The sequence below is a fragment of the Pseudomonas sp. 02C 26 genome (genome assembly GCF_002843585.1).
GTDB classification, from domain to species: domain Bacteria; phylum Pseudomonadota; class Gammaproteobacteria; order Pseudomonadales; family Pseudomonadaceae; genus Aquipseudomonas; species Aquipseudomonas shirazensis.
The window spans coordinates 5,221,347-5,238,755 of sequence record NZ_CP025262.1 but is presented as its reverse complement, the minus strand read 5'-3'; the positions used below and the strand labels follow the sequence as shown (position 1 = coordinate 5,238,755).

General features: G+C 58.3%; 18 protein-coding genes. 2 read left to right on the top strand and 16 right to left on the bottom strand.

Annotated features, from left to right (window positions below):
• Positions 1-18: 18 nt before the first annotated feature.
• The 16 genes from atpG to rpmH form a co-directional block, all read right to left on the bottom strand.
• Positions 19-879: a F0F1 ATP synthase subunit gamma gene (atpG, locus tag CXQ80_RS23890; RefSeq protein WP_101322797.1), complete on the bottom strand. Its 861-nt coding sequence runs from the start codon at positions 877-879 to the stop codon at positions 19-21.
• A gap of 48 nt (positions 880-927) precedes the next feature.
• The gene (gene atpA / locus CXQ80_RS23885) at positions 928-2,472 is read right to left on the bottom strand and encodes a F0F1 ATP synthase subunit alpha (RefSeq protein ID WP_101322796.1); all 1,545 of its coding nucleotides are present in this window, start codon (positions 2,470-2,472) and stop codon (positions 928-930) included.
• A 21-nt stretch (positions 2,473-2,493) separates the two neighbouring features.
• Positions 2,494-3,030, bottom strand: coding sequence for a F0F1 ATP synthase subunit delta (locus CXQ80_RS23880; protein ID WP_101322795.1), 537 nt, complete (start codon positions 3,028-3,030; stop codon positions 2,494-2,496).
• 12 nt (positions 3,031-3,042) lie between these two features.
• Complete coding sequence (locus tag CXQ80_RS23875; protein ID WP_101322794.1) at positions 3,043-3,513, bottom strand: F0F1 ATP synthase subunit B; 471 nt, start codon at positions 3,511-3,513, stop codon at positions 3,043-3,045.
• Between the two features lie 58 nt (positions 3,514-3,571).
• The gene (gene atpE / locus CXQ80_RS23870) at positions 3,572-3,829 is read right to left on the bottom strand and encodes a F0F1 ATP synthase subunit C (protein ID WP_002555987.1); all 258 of its coding nucleotides are present in this window, start codon (positions 3,827-3,829) and stop codon (positions 3,572-3,574) included.
• 144 nt (positions 3,830-3,973) lie between these two features.
• On the bottom strand, positions 3,974-4,843 hold the full coding sequence (atpB, locus tag CXQ80_RS23865) for a F0F1 ATP synthase subunit A (RefSeq protein ID WP_101322793.1): 870 nt from the start codon (positions 4,841-4,843) through the stop codon (positions 3,974-3,976).
• Between the two features lie 7 nt (positions 4,844-4,850).
• Positions 4,851-5,267, bottom strand: a complete 417-nt coding sequence (locus tag CXQ80_RS23860) for a F0F1 ATP synthase subunit I (RefSeq protein WP_101322792.1) — start codon at positions 5,265-5,267, stop codon at positions 4,851-4,853.
• Positions 5,268-5,416: 149 nt separating this feature from the next.
• Positions 5,417-6,289 carry a ParB/RepB/Spo0J family partition protein gene (locus tag CXQ80_RS23855; protein WP_101322791.1) on the bottom strand — a complete coding sequence of 291 codons (873 nt, stop codon included), beginning with the start codon at positions 6,287-6,289 and terminating at the stop codon, positions 5,417-5,419.
• A gap of 9 nt (positions 6,290-6,298) precedes the next feature.
• Complete coding sequence (locus tag CXQ80_RS23850) at positions 6,299-7,090, bottom strand: ParA family protein (RefSeq protein WP_101322790.1); 792 nt, start codon at positions 7,088-7,090, stop codon at positions 6,299-6,301.
• Positions 7,091-7,108: 18 nt separating this feature from the next.
• A complete protein-coding gene (gene rsmG, locus CXQ80_RS23845; RefSeq protein WP_101322789.1) occupies positions 7,109-7,759 on the bottom strand; it encodes a 16S rRNA (guanine(527)-N(7))-methyltransferase RsmG in 651 nt (216 codons plus the stop codon).
• Positions 7,756-9,648 (bottom strand): tRNA uridine-5-carboxymethylaminomethyl(34) synthesis enzyme MnmG, encoded by a 1,893-nt coding sequence (gene mnmG / locus CXQ80_RS23840; protein WP_101322788.1) that lies wholly within the window; start codon positions 9,646-9,648, stop codon positions 7,756-7,758. The genes rsmG and mnmG overlap by 4 nt, the downstream gene beginning before the upstream one ends.
• Positions 9,649-10,180: 532 nt before the next feature.
• Positions 10,181-11,551, bottom strand: a complete 1,371-nt coding sequence (gene mnmE / locus CXQ80_RS23835) for a tRNA uridine-5-carboxymethylaminomethyl(34) synthesis GTPase MnmE (RefSeq protein ID WP_101322787.1) — start codon at positions 11,549-11,551, stop codon at positions 10,181-10,183.
• A 90-nt stretch (positions 11,552-11,641) separates the two neighbouring features.
• Entirely contained in the window at positions 11,642-13,327 is a 1,686-nt protein-coding gene (gene yidC / locus CXQ80_RS23830; protein WP_101322786.1) for a membrane protein insertase YidC, read from the bottom strand.
• Between the two features lie 2 nt (positions 13,328-13,329).
• Positions 13,330-13,575: a membrane protein insertion efficiency factor YidD gene (yidD, locus tag CXQ80_RS23825; RefSeq protein ID WP_101322785.1), complete on the bottom strand. Its 246-nt coding sequence runs from the start codon at positions 13,573-13,575 to the stop codon at positions 13,330-13,332.
• Positions 13,568-13,972, bottom strand: coding sequence for a ribonuclease P protein component (rnpA, locus tag CXQ80_RS23820; RefSeq protein ID WP_101322784.1), 405 nt, complete (start codon positions 13,970-13,972; stop codon positions 13,568-13,570). The genes yidD and rnpA overlap by 8 nt, the downstream gene beginning before the upstream one ends.
• Before the next feature lie 13 nt (positions 13,973-13,985).
• A complete protein-coding gene (rpmH, locus tag CXQ80_RS23815; RefSeq protein WP_002551315.1) occupies positions 13,986-14,120 on the bottom strand; it encodes a 50S ribosomal protein L34 in 135 nt (44 codons plus the stop codon).
• 613 nt (positions 14,121-14,733) lie between these two features.
• Between rpmH and dnaA the strand changes: the two genes are divergently transcribed.
• Both dnaA and dnaN read left to right on the top strand, forming a co-directional pair.
• Complete coding sequence (dnaA, locus tag CXQ80_RS23810) at positions 14,734-16,260, top strand: chromosomal replication initiator protein DnaA (protein ID WP_101322783.1); 1,527 nt, start codon at positions 14,734-14,736, stop codon at positions 16,258-16,260.
• A gap of 41 nt (positions 16,261-16,301) precedes the next feature.
• Positions 16,302-17,405 (top strand): DNA polymerase III subunit beta, encoded by a 1,104-nt coding sequence (dnaN, locus tag CXQ80_RS23805; protein WP_101322782.1) that lies wholly within the window; start codon positions 16,302-16,304, stop codon positions 17,403-17,405.
• The last annotated feature ends 4 nt before the right edge of the window (positions 17,406-17,409 follow it).

Here is a 17,409-nt window from a genome sequence, read left to right as displayed (position 1 = left end):
CTCTGAATTTTTGAACCGTTAAACCGCGGCAGCGCCGCCGACGATTTCCGAGATCTCCTGGGTGATCGCAGCCTGACGCGCCTTGTTGTAGATCAGCTGGAGGTCGCTGATCAGGTCACCGGCGTTGTCTGTGGCGTTTTTCATGGCGATCATCCGGGCAGCCTGTTCGGCCGCGTTGTTCTCGACCACCGCCTGGTAGACCTGCGACTCCACGTAACGCACCATCAAGCCGTCCAGCAGCTCTTTGGCATCGGGTTCGTAGAGGTAGTCCCAGTGGTGCTTGAGTTCTTGATCCGGGGTTGCCACCAACGGTACCAACTGCTCGACCGTCGGACTTTGCGTCATGGTATTGATGAACTTGTTCGATACCACCGAAAGGCGGTCGATACGGCCATCCAGGTAGGCGTCCAGCATGACCTTGACGGAACCGATCAGATCATTGATCGACGGTTCTTCGCCCAGATGGCTGATTGCAGCTACCACGTTGCCGCCAAAGATGCGGAAGAAAGTCGCACCCTTGCTACCGATCACGCACAGGTCGATTTCAACACCCTGCTCGCGATTGGCGTTCATGTCCTTGACCAGGGCCTTGAACAGGTTGGTATTCAAGCCACCGCACAGACCACGGTCACTGCTCACCACGATATAACCGACGCGCTTTACGGCACGTTCGATCATGAACGGGTGGCGGTATTCCGGGTTGGCGTTGGCCAGATGACCGATCACCTGGCGGATACGCTCCGCATAGGGACGGCTAGCAGCCATGCGCATTTGAGCCCTGCGCATTTTGCTGACCGCCACTTTTTCCATGGCGCTGGTAATCTTTTGCGTGCTTTTGATGCTCGCAATCTTACTGCGAATCTCTTTTGCGCCTGCCATGTATCACCTATCAGGTTAGCAAGCGGGGGCCGAAGCCCCCGCCGCGGCTTACCAGGTTTGGGTGGCCTTGAACTTCTCGATACCGGCTTTGATGCCCGAATCGATTTCGTCGTTGAAGTCACCCTTCACGTTGATCTTGGCCATCAAATCGGCGTGATCACGGTTGAAGTAGGCGATCAGCGCTTGTTCGAAGCTGCCAACCTTGGCGATTTCAACGTCGGTCAGGAACCCACGCTCAGCGGCATACAGCGACAGCGCCATGTCCGCGATGGACATTGGAGCGTATTGCTTCTGCTTCATCAGCTCGGTTACACGTTGACCGTGCTCGAGCTGCTTGCGGGTGGCTTCGTCCAGGTCAGATGCGAACTGGGCGAATGCAGCCAGTTCACGGTACTGAGCCAGGGCGGTACGGATGCCACCGGAGAGCTTCTTGATGATCTTGGTCTGAGCGGCACCACCTACGCGGGATACCGAAACACCGGCGTTCACTGCAGGGCGGATGCCCGAGTTGAACATGGCCGATTCCAGGAAGATCTGACCGTCGGTGATCGAGATCACGTTGGTCGGAACGAACGCGGAAACGTCGCCAGCCTGGGTTTCGATGATCGGCAGCGCGGTCAGGGAGCCGGTTTTGCCGGTCACTGCGCCGTTGGTGAACTTCTCTACGTACTCTTCGGAAACGCGCGATGCACGCTCCAGCAGACGGGAGTGGAGATAGAACACGTCGCCTGGGTATGCTTCGCGACCTGGTGGACGGCGCAGCAACAGGGAGATCTGACGGTAGGCAACAGCCTGCTTGGACAGGTCATCGTAGACGATCAGTGCGTCTTCGCCGCGGTCACGGAAGAACTCGCCCATGGTGCAGCCGGCATAAGGTGCCAGGAACTGCAGTGCGGCGGATTCCGAAGCACTGGCAACCACCACGATGGTGTTGGCCAGGGCGCCGTTTTCTTCCAGCTTGCGAACGATGTTGGCAACGGTCGAACGCTTCTGGCCGACAGCAACATAAACACAGAAAATACCGGAGTCTTTCTGGTTGATGATGGCGTCGATGGCCATTGCGGTTTTACCGATCTGACGGTCACCGATGATCAGCTCACGCTGGCCACGGCCGACAGGGATCATGGCGTCGACGGATTTGTAGCCAGTCTGTACAGGCTGGTCTACCGACTTACGCCAGATTACGCCTGGAGCAACTTTCTCGACCGCATCGGTCTCGGTGTTGCCCAGCGGGCCCTTGCCATCAATTGGGTTGCCCAGTGCGTCGACAACGCGACCCAGCAGTTCCTTACCAACCGGAACTTCGAGGATGCGGCCGGTGCACTTGGCGCTCATGCCTTCGGCGAGGGTGTCATAGGCACCCAGGACCACTGCACCTACGGAGTCTTGCTCCAGGTTCAGGGCCATGCCGTACACGCCACCCGGAAACTCGATCATTTCGCCGTACATAACGTCGGCCAGACCGTGAATCCGCACGATACCGTCAGAAACGCTGACGACGGTACCTTCGTTGCGGGCTTGAGAGGCTACATCGAGGTTATCGATGCGGCCCTTGATGATTTCACTTATTTCGGAAGGATTGAGTTGCTGCATTGCTCTGCTGCCCCTTCAAACTCAAGATTTCAATGCTTCGGCCAGTTTCGCGATTTTGCCGCGAACAGAGCCATCGATTACCAGGTCGCCGGCGCGGATGAGGACGCCGCCGATCAGGCTGGCATCCTCTGACGCGTGCAGGCGAACTTCCTGGCCGAGCCGTGCACTGAGAACCTTGGCGAGTTTGTCTTGCTGTTCTTGGTTCAACGCAAAAGCACTGGTGACTTCCACGTCCACGGATTTTTCCAGTTCGGCCTTGTACAGCTCGAACAGGTCGGCAATTTCCGGCAGGAGCAGGAGACGGCCATTTTCCGCGGCAACATGAATGAAATTCTGTGCCTGTGCATCAAACTTGTCACCGCACACGTCAATGAACGTGGCGGCCTTTTGTGCGCTCGTCAGTCGCGGGGCCTTGAGCAGGCGCTGCATGGTGTCGTCTTGCGACACAGCAGCAGCCAGGCCGAGCATGGCTGACCAATTGGCCAGTTGCTGATGGGCCTGGGCATGCTCAAAGGCAGCCTTAGCGTAAGGTCGGGCCAACGTGGTCAGTTCTGCCATGATCGCCCTCGCTTAAATTTCAGCGGCCAGTTTGTTAACCAGCTCCGCATGCGCGTTTTGATCGATTGTGGCCCCAAGGATCTTCTCAGCACCGCCAACAGCCAGGGCACCCACTTGGGCACGCAGGGCGTCTTTGACGCTGTTCAGTTCCTGTTCGATCTCGGCCTGAGCCTGAGCCTTCACACGGTCAGCTTCGACGCGGGCCTGGTCACGGGCTTCCTCGACAAGCTGAGCAGCGCGTTTCTTGGCCTGCTCAATGATTTCAGCTGCCTGTGCTTTAGCTTCACGCAGTTGCTGACCCGCTTTCTCTTGGGCCAGCTCCAGGTCGCGAGCTGCGCGGTTGGCAGCGTCCAAACCATCGGCAATCTTCTTTTGACGTTCTTGCAGAGCAGCGATGACCGGAGGCCAAACGTACTTCATGCAGAAAACAACAAAAATCAAGAAGGCAACGGATTGGCCAATCAGGGTTGCATTAATGTTCACGCCAACACCTCGCTCGGTCTTTGTTCATCACCAGCCATCAACTCGTAGGACGAGATGATTAGCCAGCGAGTTGACCAACGAACGGGTTTGCGAAGGTGAAGAACAGAGCAATACCAACACCGATCATGGTTACGGCGTCGAGCAGACCGGCAACGATGAACATTTTGACCTGCAGCATTGGAACCATCTCAGGCTGACGAGCAGCACCTTCGAGGAACTTGCCGCCCAGCAGGCCGAAACCAATGGCGGTGCCCAGTGCGCCCAGACCGATCAGCAGAGCAACAGCAATAGCGGTAAGACCAACTACAGTTTCCATCTTTCCTCCCGACTTTTACGTCGTATTGGTTAGGTTTTTTAGTTTGAAGCGGTAAAACGAATCGTTTGGTACAGCTGCCCTTGCGGACTTTTTCAGCCCTCCCCCCAGCCAGGCGGGGAAGGCTATCAGACACGCCAGGCGGTCTTAATGGTTATCTTCGTGCGCCATCGACAGGTAGACGATGGTCAGCATCATGAAGATGAATGCTTGCAGTGTGATGATCAGGATGTGGAACACAGCCCACGCCCATTGCAGCACCACGCCCAGGCCGCTGAGCCAGAGCAGGCCGCTGCCGAACATCACCGCGATCAGGATGAACACCAGCTCGCCGGCATACATGTTGCCGAACAGTCGCAGGGCCAGCGAGATCGGCTTGGCGATCAGGGTAACGAATTCCAGCAGGAAGTTGACCGGGATCAGCAGCGCCTGAACGAAGACGTTCTTGCTGCCGAACGGATGCAGGGTCAGTTCGCCGATGAAGCCGCCGATGCCCTTGACCTTGATGCTGTAGAAGATGATCAGCGCGAACACGCTCAGGGCCATGCCCAGAGTAGCGTTAGGGTCGGTAGTCGACACAGCGCGGAACGGGATGTGCGGGTCGCCCGAGATCAGGATCGCCAGTTGCGGGATCCAGTCAACCGGTACCAGGTCGATGGCGTTCATCAGGAATACCCAGACGAAGATAGTCAGCGCCAGCGGTGCAATCACCGGGCTACGACCGTGGAACGAGTCCTTCACGCTGCCGTGAACGAAATCGACCATCACTTCGACGAAGTTCTGCAGACCGCCAGGTTGGCCGGAAGTGGCCTTCTTGGCTGCCATGCGGAAGATGAACAGGAAGATCAGACCCAGTGCAACCGACCAGCCCAGGGTGTCCAGGTGGAATGCCCAGAAACCCATAGCCTTGGCTTCAGCAGCCGAATGGGCCAAGCCCCAGCTGCCGTCTGGTAGTTGACCGTAGGTCAGGTTCTGCAAGTGGTGCTGGATATAGCCCGAAGCGGTTTCTGCTGCCATGGTTGCCTCAAACGCCCTTAGGTCTCGAAAGTCTTTTATTCATTAGCAGGGGCGCGAACCAGCTGACCAGTTGGGTCAGCATGAAGACGCCGAAGACTGCTAACGGCGCCAATGGCTTCACTCCTGCGAAGGTCAGTGCAAACAGCACTGCCGTCAAAATCAATTTGCCTGCCTCGCCTGCGTAGAACGACTTGACGATGGCCTGCGCTGCCCGGGCTCCGCTAAAGCGAAAAGCCTTCCAGGCAAAATACACATTGGGCAACCAGGCAATCAGTCCTCCACAGAGGCCTGAATATCCACTGACTGCACCCTTCCACTGCCACAACACCAAAGTTGCCAGCAGGACAACGACACATTGCGTCAGCAGCACCGGAAAAACCGCCCAGCGATGGAAAGGCAAGCGGTTTGGCGTGCGGGTTTCCATCACCACTACTCCTCGAATGTCGACCCTCAAGTCAGCATCGACTTGGCATAATTTGTGCCGACAAAATGCGCGCAGAGTATAGGGGTGGTTTAACCCCTATTCAACTCTTGGGTAGTGATTTCCGACTACGCGCTACAACAGGAATTGTTTCAGCGGATGTGAGCAAGCACACCCTGCAACTCATCTAGCGAGTTATAACGGATTACCAGCTGGCCTTTGCCCTTGTTGCCATGGCGAATCTGCACTGCGGAGCCCAGCCGCTCTGCCAGACGCTGTTCAAGGCGAGCGATGTCCGGATCAGGTTTGTTCGGTTCTACCGGATCAGGTTTACCGCTCAACCACTGGCGTACCAGTGCCTCGGTTTGGCGCACGGTCAGGCCACGTGCGACAACATGACGCGCCCCCTCTTCCTGCCGATTCTCTTCAAGACCGAGCAAAGCACGCGCATGGCCCATCTCCAGATCACCATGAGCGAGCATGGTCTTGATCGCCTCCGGCAACGAGATCAGGCGCAGCAGGTTGGCCACGGTCACCCGCGACTTGCCGACCGCATCGGCAACCTGCTGCTGAGTCAGTTCAAACTCCTGCTGCAGCCGTTGCAGGGCGATCGCCTCTTCCAGCGGGTTGAGGTCTTCACGCTGGATGTTCTCGATCAGTGCCATGGCAATGGCGGTTTCATCGGGCACATCGCGGACCATCGCCGGGATGGTGTCGAGGCCAGCCAGCTGAGTCGCCCGCCAGCGGCGTTCACCGGCGATGATCTCGAAGCGGTCATCAGCGATCGGACGGACCACGATCGGCTGCATCACGCCCTGGATACGGATCGAGGCGGCCAGCTCTTCCAGCGCCTCCGGGTCCATGTCACGGCGTGGCTGGTACTTGCCACGCTGGATCAGCTCGACCGGCAGGTGTTGCAGTTCTTTCTGGTCGATCTTGACAGCCTGCTCCTCGAGCGAGCTGACGGAAGGACCACTGAGCAGTGCATCCAACCCACGTCCGAGACCTCGTTTCTTAACGGCCATGCGGATTCCTTAAGTTGTTTGTGCAGTGCGTGATGGCCGACGTTGGCGGCGGACCAGCTCGCCGGCCAGGGCCAGATAAGCCTGCGCGCCACGCGATTGCTTGTCGTAGGCCAGCGCCGGCATGCCGAAGCTTGGCGCTTCGGCCAGGCGAATGTTGCGCGGGATCACGGTGTCGTAGAGCTGGTCGCCGAAGTGCTGCTTGAGCTGCGCCGAGACGTCATTGTTCAGGCTCAGGCGCGGATCGAACATCGTCCGTAGCAGACCCTCGATCCTCAGCTGCGGGTTCAGCTTGGCGGCGATGCGCTTGATGTTATCCACAAGGTCGCTGAGACCTTCCAATGCGTAGTACTCGCACTGCATCGGGATGATCACGCCATCGGAGGCTACCAGCGCATTGAGCGTCAGCATCGACAACGACGGCGGGCAGTCGATCAGGATGAAATCGTAGTTGTCGCGGATCGGCGCCAGCGCATTGAGCAGGCGGCTCTCCTTGACCTGCATTTCCAGCAGGACGACTTCCGCGGCGGTCAGGTCGCGGTTGGCCGGCAGCAGCTGATAGCCACCGTGCTCGGAGTAGTGCATCGCCTGGGCCAGGTCGCATTCGCCAATCAGCAGGTCATAGACCGAATGCTCGAGCTCATGCTTGTCGACCCCGCTGCCCATGGTCGCGTTGCCCTGCGGATCGAGGTCGATCAGCAGCACACGACGCTTGGTCGCAGCCAGCGATGCGGCGAGATTGATGCAGGTGGTGGTTTTACCCACACCACCCTTCTGGTTCGCAATTGCGAATACCTTAGCCATTGTTGCGTGTGTTCCCAGTCATGCCTTGCGGCGCAGTATCAGCAGATGACGCTGGCCCTGACAACCCGGAACGGTCAGGGCCTGCTCGCTTTCGACTGTGAAGTCTGCGGGCAATGCTACCAGTTCGTCGGCAGGATGCAGCCCTTTCATTGCAAGCCAGTGCGTCTGCGTGTCACCGAGGTGGCGCGTCCAGCCGGTGAAGTTCTCCATGCTGCTGAACGCTCGGGAGATGATCCCGGCAAACGGCTGCGCCGGTTGATACTCCTCGACCCGGCTGTGGATAACCTGCAGGTTGTCGAGCTTGAGCTCCAGCTTCACCTGGGTCAGAAAGCGGGTTTTCTTGCCGTTGCTGTCGAGCAGGGTCACTTGCTTGTGCGGGTGCAGAATCGCCAACGGGATACCGGGCATGCCACCACCGCTGCCAACATCGAGCCAGCTTTGCGCGTGGCTATGGATAAACGGCATCACGCTGAGGCTGTCGAGCAAATGCCGCGAAACCATTTCATCAGGATCGCGCACTGCGGTGAGGTTGTAGGCCTTGTTCCATTTTATCAACAGGGCCAGATAACCCAGCAATTGCTGGTGCTGCTGCTCACTCAGGGCGACGCCGAGCTGGCGCGCGCCTGTGGACAACTCTTCTGCGTGCTGCGGGGTGACCGAAGAACTCAAGCGCTTTGCTCCAATTCGCGGCCAGCGCCGCGTTTTTTCAGGTGGATCAACAACAGCGAAATCGCCGCCGGCGTGACGCCGGGGATACGCGAAGCCTGGCCGAGAGTCTCTGGACGGGTCTGGCCAAGCTTGCTCTGGATCTCTTTGGACAGCCCGGAAATCGTCGTGTAGTCGATATCCACAGGCAACTGGGTGTCTTCACTGGCGCGCAGGCGGGCGATTTCTTCCTGCTGGCGGTCAATGTAGCCGGCGTACTTGGTCTTTATTTCGACCTGCTCGGCAACCTGTGCATCGAGGATTTCGCCCCCGGTAGCCTCGATCAGGCCGACATAGTCGATTTCTGGGCGGGCCAGCAGGTTGAGCAGGCTGTACTCGTGACTCAGCGGCGTGCCGAACTTATCCACAATGGCTTGGCCTTGCGCAGTATTAGGGCGCACCCAGGTGGATTTCAGGCGCTGTTCTTCACGTTCGATGCCTTCGCGCTTGGTGCAGAACGCGGCCCAACGCTGATCGTCGATCAAGCCGAGCTCACGGCCCTTCTCGGTCAGGCGCAGGTCGGCGTTGTCTTCGCGCAGGATCAGGCGGTACTCGGCACGTGAAGTGAACATGCGGTACGGCTCCTGGGTGCCGAGGGTAATCAGGTCATCGACCAGCACCCCGAGGTAGGCCTCGTCGCGCCGCGGGCACCAGCTGTCACGGCCCTGCGCGCGCAGCGCAGCGTTGGTCCCGGCGAGCAAACCTTGTGCACCGGCCTCTTCGTAACCGGTGGTGCCGTTGATCTGACCGGCGAAGAACAAGCCGCCGATGACCTTGGTCTCGAGGCTGTACTTGAGATCACGCGGGTCGAAGTAGTCGTACTCGATGGCATAGCCGGGGCGCACGATGTGGGCGTTTTCCATACCACGGATCGAGCGCACCAGCTCCAGTTGCACATCGAACGGCAACGAAGTGGAAATGCCGTTGGGGTACAGCTCGTGGGTAGTCAGGCCTTCCGGCTCGATGAATACCTGGTGGCTGTCCTTGTCGGCAAAGCGGTGGATCTTGTCTTCGATCGACGGGCAGTAACGCGGGCCGACGCCTTCGATCACGCCCGAATACATCGGCGAGCGATCCAGGTTCGAGGCAATGATCTCGTGGGTGCGGGCGTTGGTATGGGTAATCCAGCAGCTGACCTGACGCGGATGCATCTGCGCGTTGCCCATGAACGACATCACTGGAATCGGTGTATCACCCGGCTGCTCGGTCATTACCGAGAAATCCACCGAGCGGCCGTCGATGCGTGGCGGTGTACCGGTTTTCAGGCGACCGACACGCAGCGGCAGTTCACGCATGCGTTGGGCCAAGGCATTGGAAGGCGGGTCACCGGCGCGACCACCGCTGTAGTTCTGCATGCCGATGTGGATAAGCCCGCCGAGGAAGGTGCCACTGGTCAACACCACTGAATCCGCGAAAAAGCGCAGACCCATTTGTGTAACCACGCCCTTGACCTGGTCCTGCTCGACGATCAGGTCGTCACAGGACTGCTGGAAAATCCACAGGTTGGGCTGGTTCTCGAGAATCTCGCGTACCACCGCCTTGTAGATAGCGCGGTCGGCCTGGGCACGGGTTGCCCGTACAGCTGGACCTTTGCGGTTGTTCAGAACACGGAACTGGATACCGCTTTTGTCGGTGGCCAACGCCATGGCGCCGCCGAGCGCATCGATCTCTTTGACCAGATGGCTCTTGCCGATGCCACCGATAGCTGGGTTGCAGCTCATGTGACCGAGGGTTTCCACGTTGTGGGTCAGCAACAGGGTTTTTACACCCATGCGTGCAGACGCAAGCGCAGCCTCGGTACCGGCATGGCCGCCGCCGATGACGATCACTTCAAAACGGGAAGGGAAATCCACCACGCACCTCGTGCCTGTTTCGCGAATAGAAAAATTAAGCGGACAAGTATGCGACTTCCTGCCTTCTAAAGAAACCGTCTGCGCAAATTTTGACCAGCCTGTGGATGAACGGGATAACAGAAATTAAAAAGGAAAATATTTAAAAGCTTTGTTTTTATGTTTATTTCTATGCAGGCCATTATCTGTGGATAGAACGCTACAGGCCAGAATTCATGGTATGTACAGAGGAATTAAACCCTGTGTCCATGTGCCTATGAGGGCTCTGGATAAGCCCTTTGAGCCTGTGGATAGAATGCCATGTTACCCACAGGCGGATTTATCCTCAGAAAAAAAGCATGGTTATCAACTGAGCTAAGGGCGGCTTATCCACAGAGCTTAGACGCAGAGAACGAGCCTGTTGATCAAAATCAGCAGCCACGGATTAGGGATTTTTTACAAAGGAGGGAGTAAAACCGGACATTGCGTCCAGTGTGCTGCCGCTGTCATGGGCCGAAAGGCCTGCGCTCAGGCCCGTCGGCGACAGATTTGTGGATTATTTACCGATACAGAAGCTGGAGAAGATGCGCCCGAGCAGGTCGTCCGAGCTGAACGCACCGGTAATTTCGCCGAGTGCCTGCTGCGCCATGCGCAGATCCTCGGCCAGCAGCTCTCCCGCGCCCGCCAGCGTGAGCTGAGCACGACCGTGCTCCAGATGCGTACTTGCGATGTTCAGCGCCTCCAGGTGGCGCCGACGCGCGCTGAAGCTGCTTTCGGAGGTCTGTTGATAACCCATGCAGGCTTTCAGGTGCTCGCGCAGCAGCTCCAAGCCGGTGTCATCGCCCTTGGCGCTAAGCGTGATGGTGACGTGACCATCGGCGCATTGTTCAACTGCAACCGCTTCACCACTGAGGTCGGCCTTGTTGCGAATCAGGGTGACTTTACCCGGATCTGGCCGTTGGTCGAGAAATTCGGGCCACAAAGCGAAGGGATCTGCCGCTTCCGGCGCGGTACTGTCGACGACGAGCAGCACACGGTCAGCTTCGCTGATTGCCTTCAACGCACGTTCCACCCCGATCTTTTCCACATGGTCATCGGTATCGCGCAGGCCTGCGGTATCCACAACGTGCAACGGCATGCCATCGATGTGGATATGTTCACGCAGGATGTCCCGGGTGGTGCCGGCGATTTCAGTTACGATCGCCGCTTCGCGCCCGGCCAGCCGGTTGAGCAGGCTCGACTTGCCGGCATTGGGCCGGCCGGCGATCACCACGTTCATGCCGTCACGCAGCAATGCGCCCTGGCCTGCTTCCTTCTGCACTGTGGATAACGCAGTGCGAACCTCATCGAGCATGCCCAGTACGTGGCCATCGGCGAGGAAATCGATCTCCTCTTCGGGAAAATCGATCGCCGCCTCGACGTAGATGCGCAAGGCAATCAATGCTTCGGTCAGGCTGTGCACACGTTTGGAAAACTCGCCCTGCAGTGACCGCAGTGCATTTCGCGCAGCCTGAGTCGAGCTGGCCTCGATCAGGTCGGCGATGGCTTCTGCCTGGGCCAGGTCGAGTTTGTCGTTGAGAAAAGCCCGCTCACTGAATTCACCCGGACGCGCCAGGCGGCTGCCCAACTGCAGGCAACGCTGCAAGAGCATGTCCAATACCACCGGGCCGCCGTGGCCCTGCAGCTCGAGCACGTCTTCGCCGGTGAACGAGTTCGGCCCGGGGAAGAACAACGCGATGCCCTCGTCGAGCACCAGGCCGTCCTGGTCGCGGAACGGGCCGTAGTGTGCATAACGTGGTTTCAGGCTGCGGCCGGTAATGGCCAGCCCGGCCTCGCTCGCCAATGGACCGGACAGCCGGACGATGCCAACCCCACCGCGGCCTTGGGCGGTGGCAATCGCGGCGATGGTTTCACGCACAGGGTTCATGCTCGCAAGCCTCTCCACAAATTCATTACACAGATAGCAAAAACGCCCCACGAGGGGGCGTTTTTATTCACAGGCTAGCGTATCAGCCTGTTAGGCGGCAGCACTTTTGGAGGCTGCTTCGATACGGCGAGTGATGTACCACTGCTGCGAAATCGACAGGCAGTTGTTCACAACCCAGTACAGCACCAGACCAGCTGGGAACCACAGGAAGAAGAAGGTGAAGATGATTGGCATCATTTTCATGACCTTCGCCTGCATCGGATCCGGCGGGGTTGGGTTCAGGCGCTGCTGAATGAACATGGTCGCGCCCATGATGATCGGCAGGATGAAGAACGGATCCTTGATCGACAGGTCGGTAATCCACAGCATCCATGGTGCCTGGCGCATCTCTACGCTTTCCAGCAGAACCCAGTACAGGGCCAGGAACACCGGCATCTGCACCAGGATCGGCAAGCAGCCACCGAGCGGGTTGATCTTCTCTTTCTTGTACAGCTCCATCATCGCCTGGGACATCTTCTGGCGATCGTCACCGAAGCGTTCCTTCAGCGCGGCCAGTTTCGGCGATACGGCACGCATGCGCGCCATCGAACGGTAGCTGGCAGCCGACAGCGGGAAGAACAGACCTTTGATCAGCATCGTCAGGACGATGATCGACCAGCCCCAGTTACCCAGCAGGCTGTGGATATGTTGCAGCAGCCAGAAGATCGGCTGGGCAATGAACCACAGGAAGCCGTAGTCGACGGTCAGTTCCAGGCCTGGGGACAACTCCTTGAGCTTGGACTGAATCTTCGGACCGGCGTACAGCATGGCGCTGGTTTCGACCTTGCCACCAGCAGGCACGCTGAGCGCCGGGCCGGTGTAGCCGATGATGTAGTTGCCTTGGCTGTCTTTCCGGGTCTGCAGGACGTTGTTGTCCGACTTGGCCGGAATCCAGGCAGTTACGAAGTAGTGCTGCAGCCAGGCAACCCAGCCACCGGATACGGTTTCTTTCAGGCTGCCCTTGTCGATGTCTTTCATCGACACTTTCTTGTACGGCTCGGACGGCGTCCACAGGGCAGCGCCCAGGTAGGTCGCGGTACCGGTCGCGGTGCTCGACGATGGATCGGAGCTGGCATCACGCTTGAGCTGAGCAAACATGTTGCCCGACCAGGCCTGGCCGCTCTGGTTGTCGATCAGGTAGCTGACGGTCAGATCGTACTCGCCGCGCTTGAAGCTGAAGCGCTTGATGTAGTTGACGCCGTTCTCGCTGAACTTCAGGTCGACGACCAGTTGTTCCTGGCCATCGGCCAGCTGGAAGCTCTTCTGCTCGGCGGCATATACAGGGCGACCGGTGGCGCGGGCGTCCGGGCCATTGGCGCCGGTCAGGCCGCTTTGGGCCAGGTAGGTGCGCTCATTGCCGTTGTCAAACAGCTGGAACGGGATATCCGGATGATCCTGACGACGCGGGAATTGCGGCAGGTTCAGCTGGACGATGTCACCACCGACCGGGTCGATAGCCAGATCAAGGACGTCGGTCTTGACGCGGATCAGGTCCTTGCTGACGGCCACTGGAGCCAGTTCGGCCGGGCTGGCATCAGCATTGGCGCTCGGCACGTCGGCGCTGGCGCCGTCGTTGTTACCAGCCGGTACGGTGTCCGGCAAAGCCGGTGCAGCGTTGCTGGCAGCAGTATGCTGAGTCGGCAGAGCAGCCTGACCGTAGTCCTGGTTCCATTTAAGGACCAGCACGTAGGCCACGATTGCCAGGGCGACGATCAGGATCGTGCGTTTAATATCCATGATTACTCGGCTATCGAAGAAGTTCGGGAGGAGGGAGCGGGTGGGACGGGATCGAAACCGCCGTCGTTCCACGGATTACAACGCCCCAGGCGACGAACGGCTAGCCACCCGCCACGCAAGAGGCCATGGTTTTCAATGGCTTCGTAGGCGTAACAGGAGCAGCTGGGGTAGAAACGACAGTGGCTGGCCATCAGAGGACTAATGGCGTAACGGTAAAACTGGATCGGAACGAGGGCCAGTTTACGCATCTGGACTGTCTACCCCTGCAGGATCGGCAGTTACCGCTGGAGAGGGCCGACTGCGAGCCAGGCGCTTCCAGAGTTTGCCAAAGTGTTGGTGCAATTCTGGGTTTTCTACCTCGCCCAAGCCTTTGCGCGCGACGATCACAATGTCCAGCCCAGCAAGACTCTGCTGATTCAGACGAAAGGAATCACGCATCAAACGTTTGAGGCGATTGCGTTGAACGGCAAGCTTGACGCTCTTCTTGCCGATCACCAAGCCGAGGCGCGGGTGATCGAGGCCGTTCTCGCGGGCAAGGATAAGCAGGCTTTTGCCTGGAACCTTGCCAGTTGGCGAGTCGAAGACCGCTTTGAAGTGCCGGGCTGTAAGCAGTCGCTTATCCCGACTGAAGTCCTGACTCACCACCTGTGCCGAAAAATCAAACGGCCAGACGCTTACGGCCTTTGGCGCGACGACGCGACAGTACTGCACGACCGTTCTTGGTGGCCATACGGGCACGGAAGCCGTGGGTGCGCGCGCGCTTGATGGTGCTTGGTTGGAAAGTACGTTTCATGGCGTGTTACCTGGGTTCGACGACACGGGCCGGAATGGCCCCCGTTTTAAGAGATCGGCGATTCTAGAGAAAGCAAGCCAATAGGTCAATTTCCAACCAGCCTTTCCTTATGGATGGCAGCACTTTTTTCATCGGCGAGGTGGATGAGGTGGTGCTGGACCGAGTGTGTCATCGGTCTGAGCGCTTTTCACAGACACGCTCAATATGAAAATATAAAAGAGGCATATATAAAGCTTTTCTGAATAACTTATAGATCTTATACACAGCCTTTTCTGTGGATAACATTACGCAGCCCTTTATCCATGCTATGTACAGAGATCGTAGACTCTGTCAGAAACAGGTGCTGCGCTTGTGCTGCGCATGGTCGAAACCTGTGGATCGAATGGCTGTTTATCCACAGGGGTTTTATCCACAGGCTTCAACCCAGGGTTGTGCATAGCCCTTATGCGGGGTTATCCACAGAGCTTATTCAGGGTTTAAGATGGCTTTTCGGACATGAATTGGCTGCTTTGGCACGCTATCCATGCCGCTCTTATGTGGATAAGTACTCACCCGCCCGGTACAATGGCGGTTTGCTTTTTGCCTCATCCGGCTTTCAACTCAGGGGATATCCGTGTCAGTGGAACTTTGGCAGCAGTGCGTGGAGCTTCTGCGCGACGAACTGCCTGCCCAGCAATTCAACACCTGGATCCGTCCACTACAGGTCGAAGCCGAAGGCGACGAGCTGCGCGTATACGCGCCTAATCGCTTCGTCCTCGACTGGGTCAATGAAAAGTACCTGGGCCGGCTGCTTGAGCTGCTGGGTGAGCACGGCAGCGGCATCGCACCGGCGCTGTCCTTGTTGATAGGCAGCCGCCGCAGTTCTGCAGCACGCGCAGCTCCCAACGCCCCGGTCAGTGCTGCGGCGGCAGCGATTGCACAGTCTCAGCAGCCTGCACCTGCGGCTCCGTCTGAAGAGCGCACTGCGGCCAAATCGATCGAGCCGGTAATGGTCAACGAAGTCGAAGAGCCGACTTCGCGCCACAGCTTTGACTCGATGGGCGGCGATACGCCCGTGCAGCCAACTGCACCTGGGCGCACTGAACAGCGCACTGTGCAGGTAGAAGGTGCGCTCAAGCACACCAGCTATCTGAACCGCACGTTCACCTTCGATACGTTTGTGGAAGGTAAATCCAACCAACTTGCCCGTGCGGCTGCGTGGCAGGTGGCGGATAACCCCAAGCATGGTTACAACCCGCTCTTTCTGTATGGCGGTGTAGGCCTGGGGAAAACTCACTTGATGCACGCTGTGGGTAACCACCTGCTGAAGAAGAACCCGAATGCCAAGGTGGTGTACCTGCATTCCGAGCGCTTCGTGGCCGACATGGTCAAGGCGCTGCAGCTCAATGCCATCAACGAGTTCAAGCGCTTCTACCGCTCAGTCGATGCGCTGCTGATCGATGACATTCAGTTCTTCGCCCGCAAGGAGCGTTCGCAGGAAGAGTTTTTCCACACCTTCAACGCCTTGCTTGAAGGCGGTCAGCAGGTGATTTTGACCAGCGACCGCTATCCGAAGGAAATCGAAGGCCTTGAAGAGCGTCTGAAATCGCGCTTCGGCTGGGGTTTGACTGTTGCAGTCGAGCCGCCAGAACTCGAGACCCGCGTTGCGATCCTGATGAAGAAGGCCGACCAGGCCAAGGTGGATTTGCCGCATGACGCAGCCTTCTTCATTGCCCAGCGTATTCGTTCCAACGTGCGTGAGCTGGAGGGCGCGCTGAAGCGGGTCATCGCTCACTCGCACTTCATGGGCCGCGATATCACCATCGAGCTGATCCGCGAGTCGCTGAAGGACTTGCTGGCGCTGCAGGATAAATTGGTCAGTGTGGATAACATTCAGCGCACCGTCGCTGAGTACTACAAGATCAAGATCTCCGATCTGCTGTCCAAGCGTCGATCGCGCTCGGTAGCGCGTCCGCGTCAGGTAGCTATGGCGTTGTCCAAAGAGCTGACCAACCACAGCTTGCCTGAGATTGGCGATATGTTTGGCGGCCGCGACCACACCACCGTGCTGCACGCCTGCCGCAAGATCAACGAACTGAAAGAATCCGATGCGGACATCCGCGAGGACTACAAGAACCTGCTGCGGACGCTGACGACATGATGATCGCCGGCGCAGCCATTTTGAAGGCAAGGGACTAGACCATGCATTTCACCATTCAACGCGAAGCCCTGTTGAAACCCCTGCAACTGGTCGCAGGTGTCGTCGAGCGTCGCCAGACCTTGCCGGTCCTGTCCAACGTCCTGTTGGTCGTACAAGGCCAGCAGCTGTCGTTGACCGGTACCGACCTGGAAGTCGAACTGGTTGGTCGCGTGCAGCTGGAAGAACCAGCCGAGCCAGGCGAAATCACTGTCCCGGCACGTAAGCTGATGGACATCTGCAAGAGCTTGCCAAGTGACGCGCTGATCGACATCAAGGTTGATGAGCAGAAGCTGCTGGTTAAAGCCGGTCGCAGCCGCTTCACCCTGTCGACGCTGCCCGCCAATGACTTCCCGACTGTTGAAGAAGGCCCAGGCTCGCTGACCTGCGACCTGGAGCAGAGCCGCCTGCGCCGTCTGATCGAGCGCACCAGCTTCGCCATGGCTCAGCAGGACGTGCGCTACTACCTCAACGGTATGCTGCTTGAAGTGTCCCCAGGCACCCTGCGCGCCGTTGCTACTGACGGCCATCGCCTGGCTATGTGCTCGATGACCGCAGGAATCGAGCAAGCTGACCGGCACCAGGTGATCGTGCCACGCAAAGGTATCCTGGAGCTGGCGCGTTTGCTGACCGATCCAGAAGGCATGGTCAGTATCGTACTCGGCCAGCACCATATCCGCGCTACCACCGGTGAATTCACCTTTACCTCCAAGCTGGTAGACGGCAAGTTCCCAGACTACGAGCGTGTGCTGCCTAAAGGCGGTGACAAGCTGGTGGTGGGTGATCGTCAGGCATTGCGTGAAGCTTTCAGCCGTACTGCGATTCTGTCCAACGAGAAGTACCGCGGGATTCGCCTGCAGTTGGCCGCCGGCCAACTGAAAATCCAGGCCAACAACCCTGAGCAGGAAGAAGCTGAGGAAGAAATCAGCGTCGACTATAACGGCAGCGCGCTGGAGATCGGCTTCAACGTCAGCTACTTGCTGGACGTGCTGGGCGTAATGACCACAGAACAGGTTCGTCTGATTCTATCCGACTCCAACAGCAGTGCCCTGCTGCAGGAAGCTGGCAACGATGACTCGTCCTACGTCGTCATGCCGATGCGCCTGTGATCTG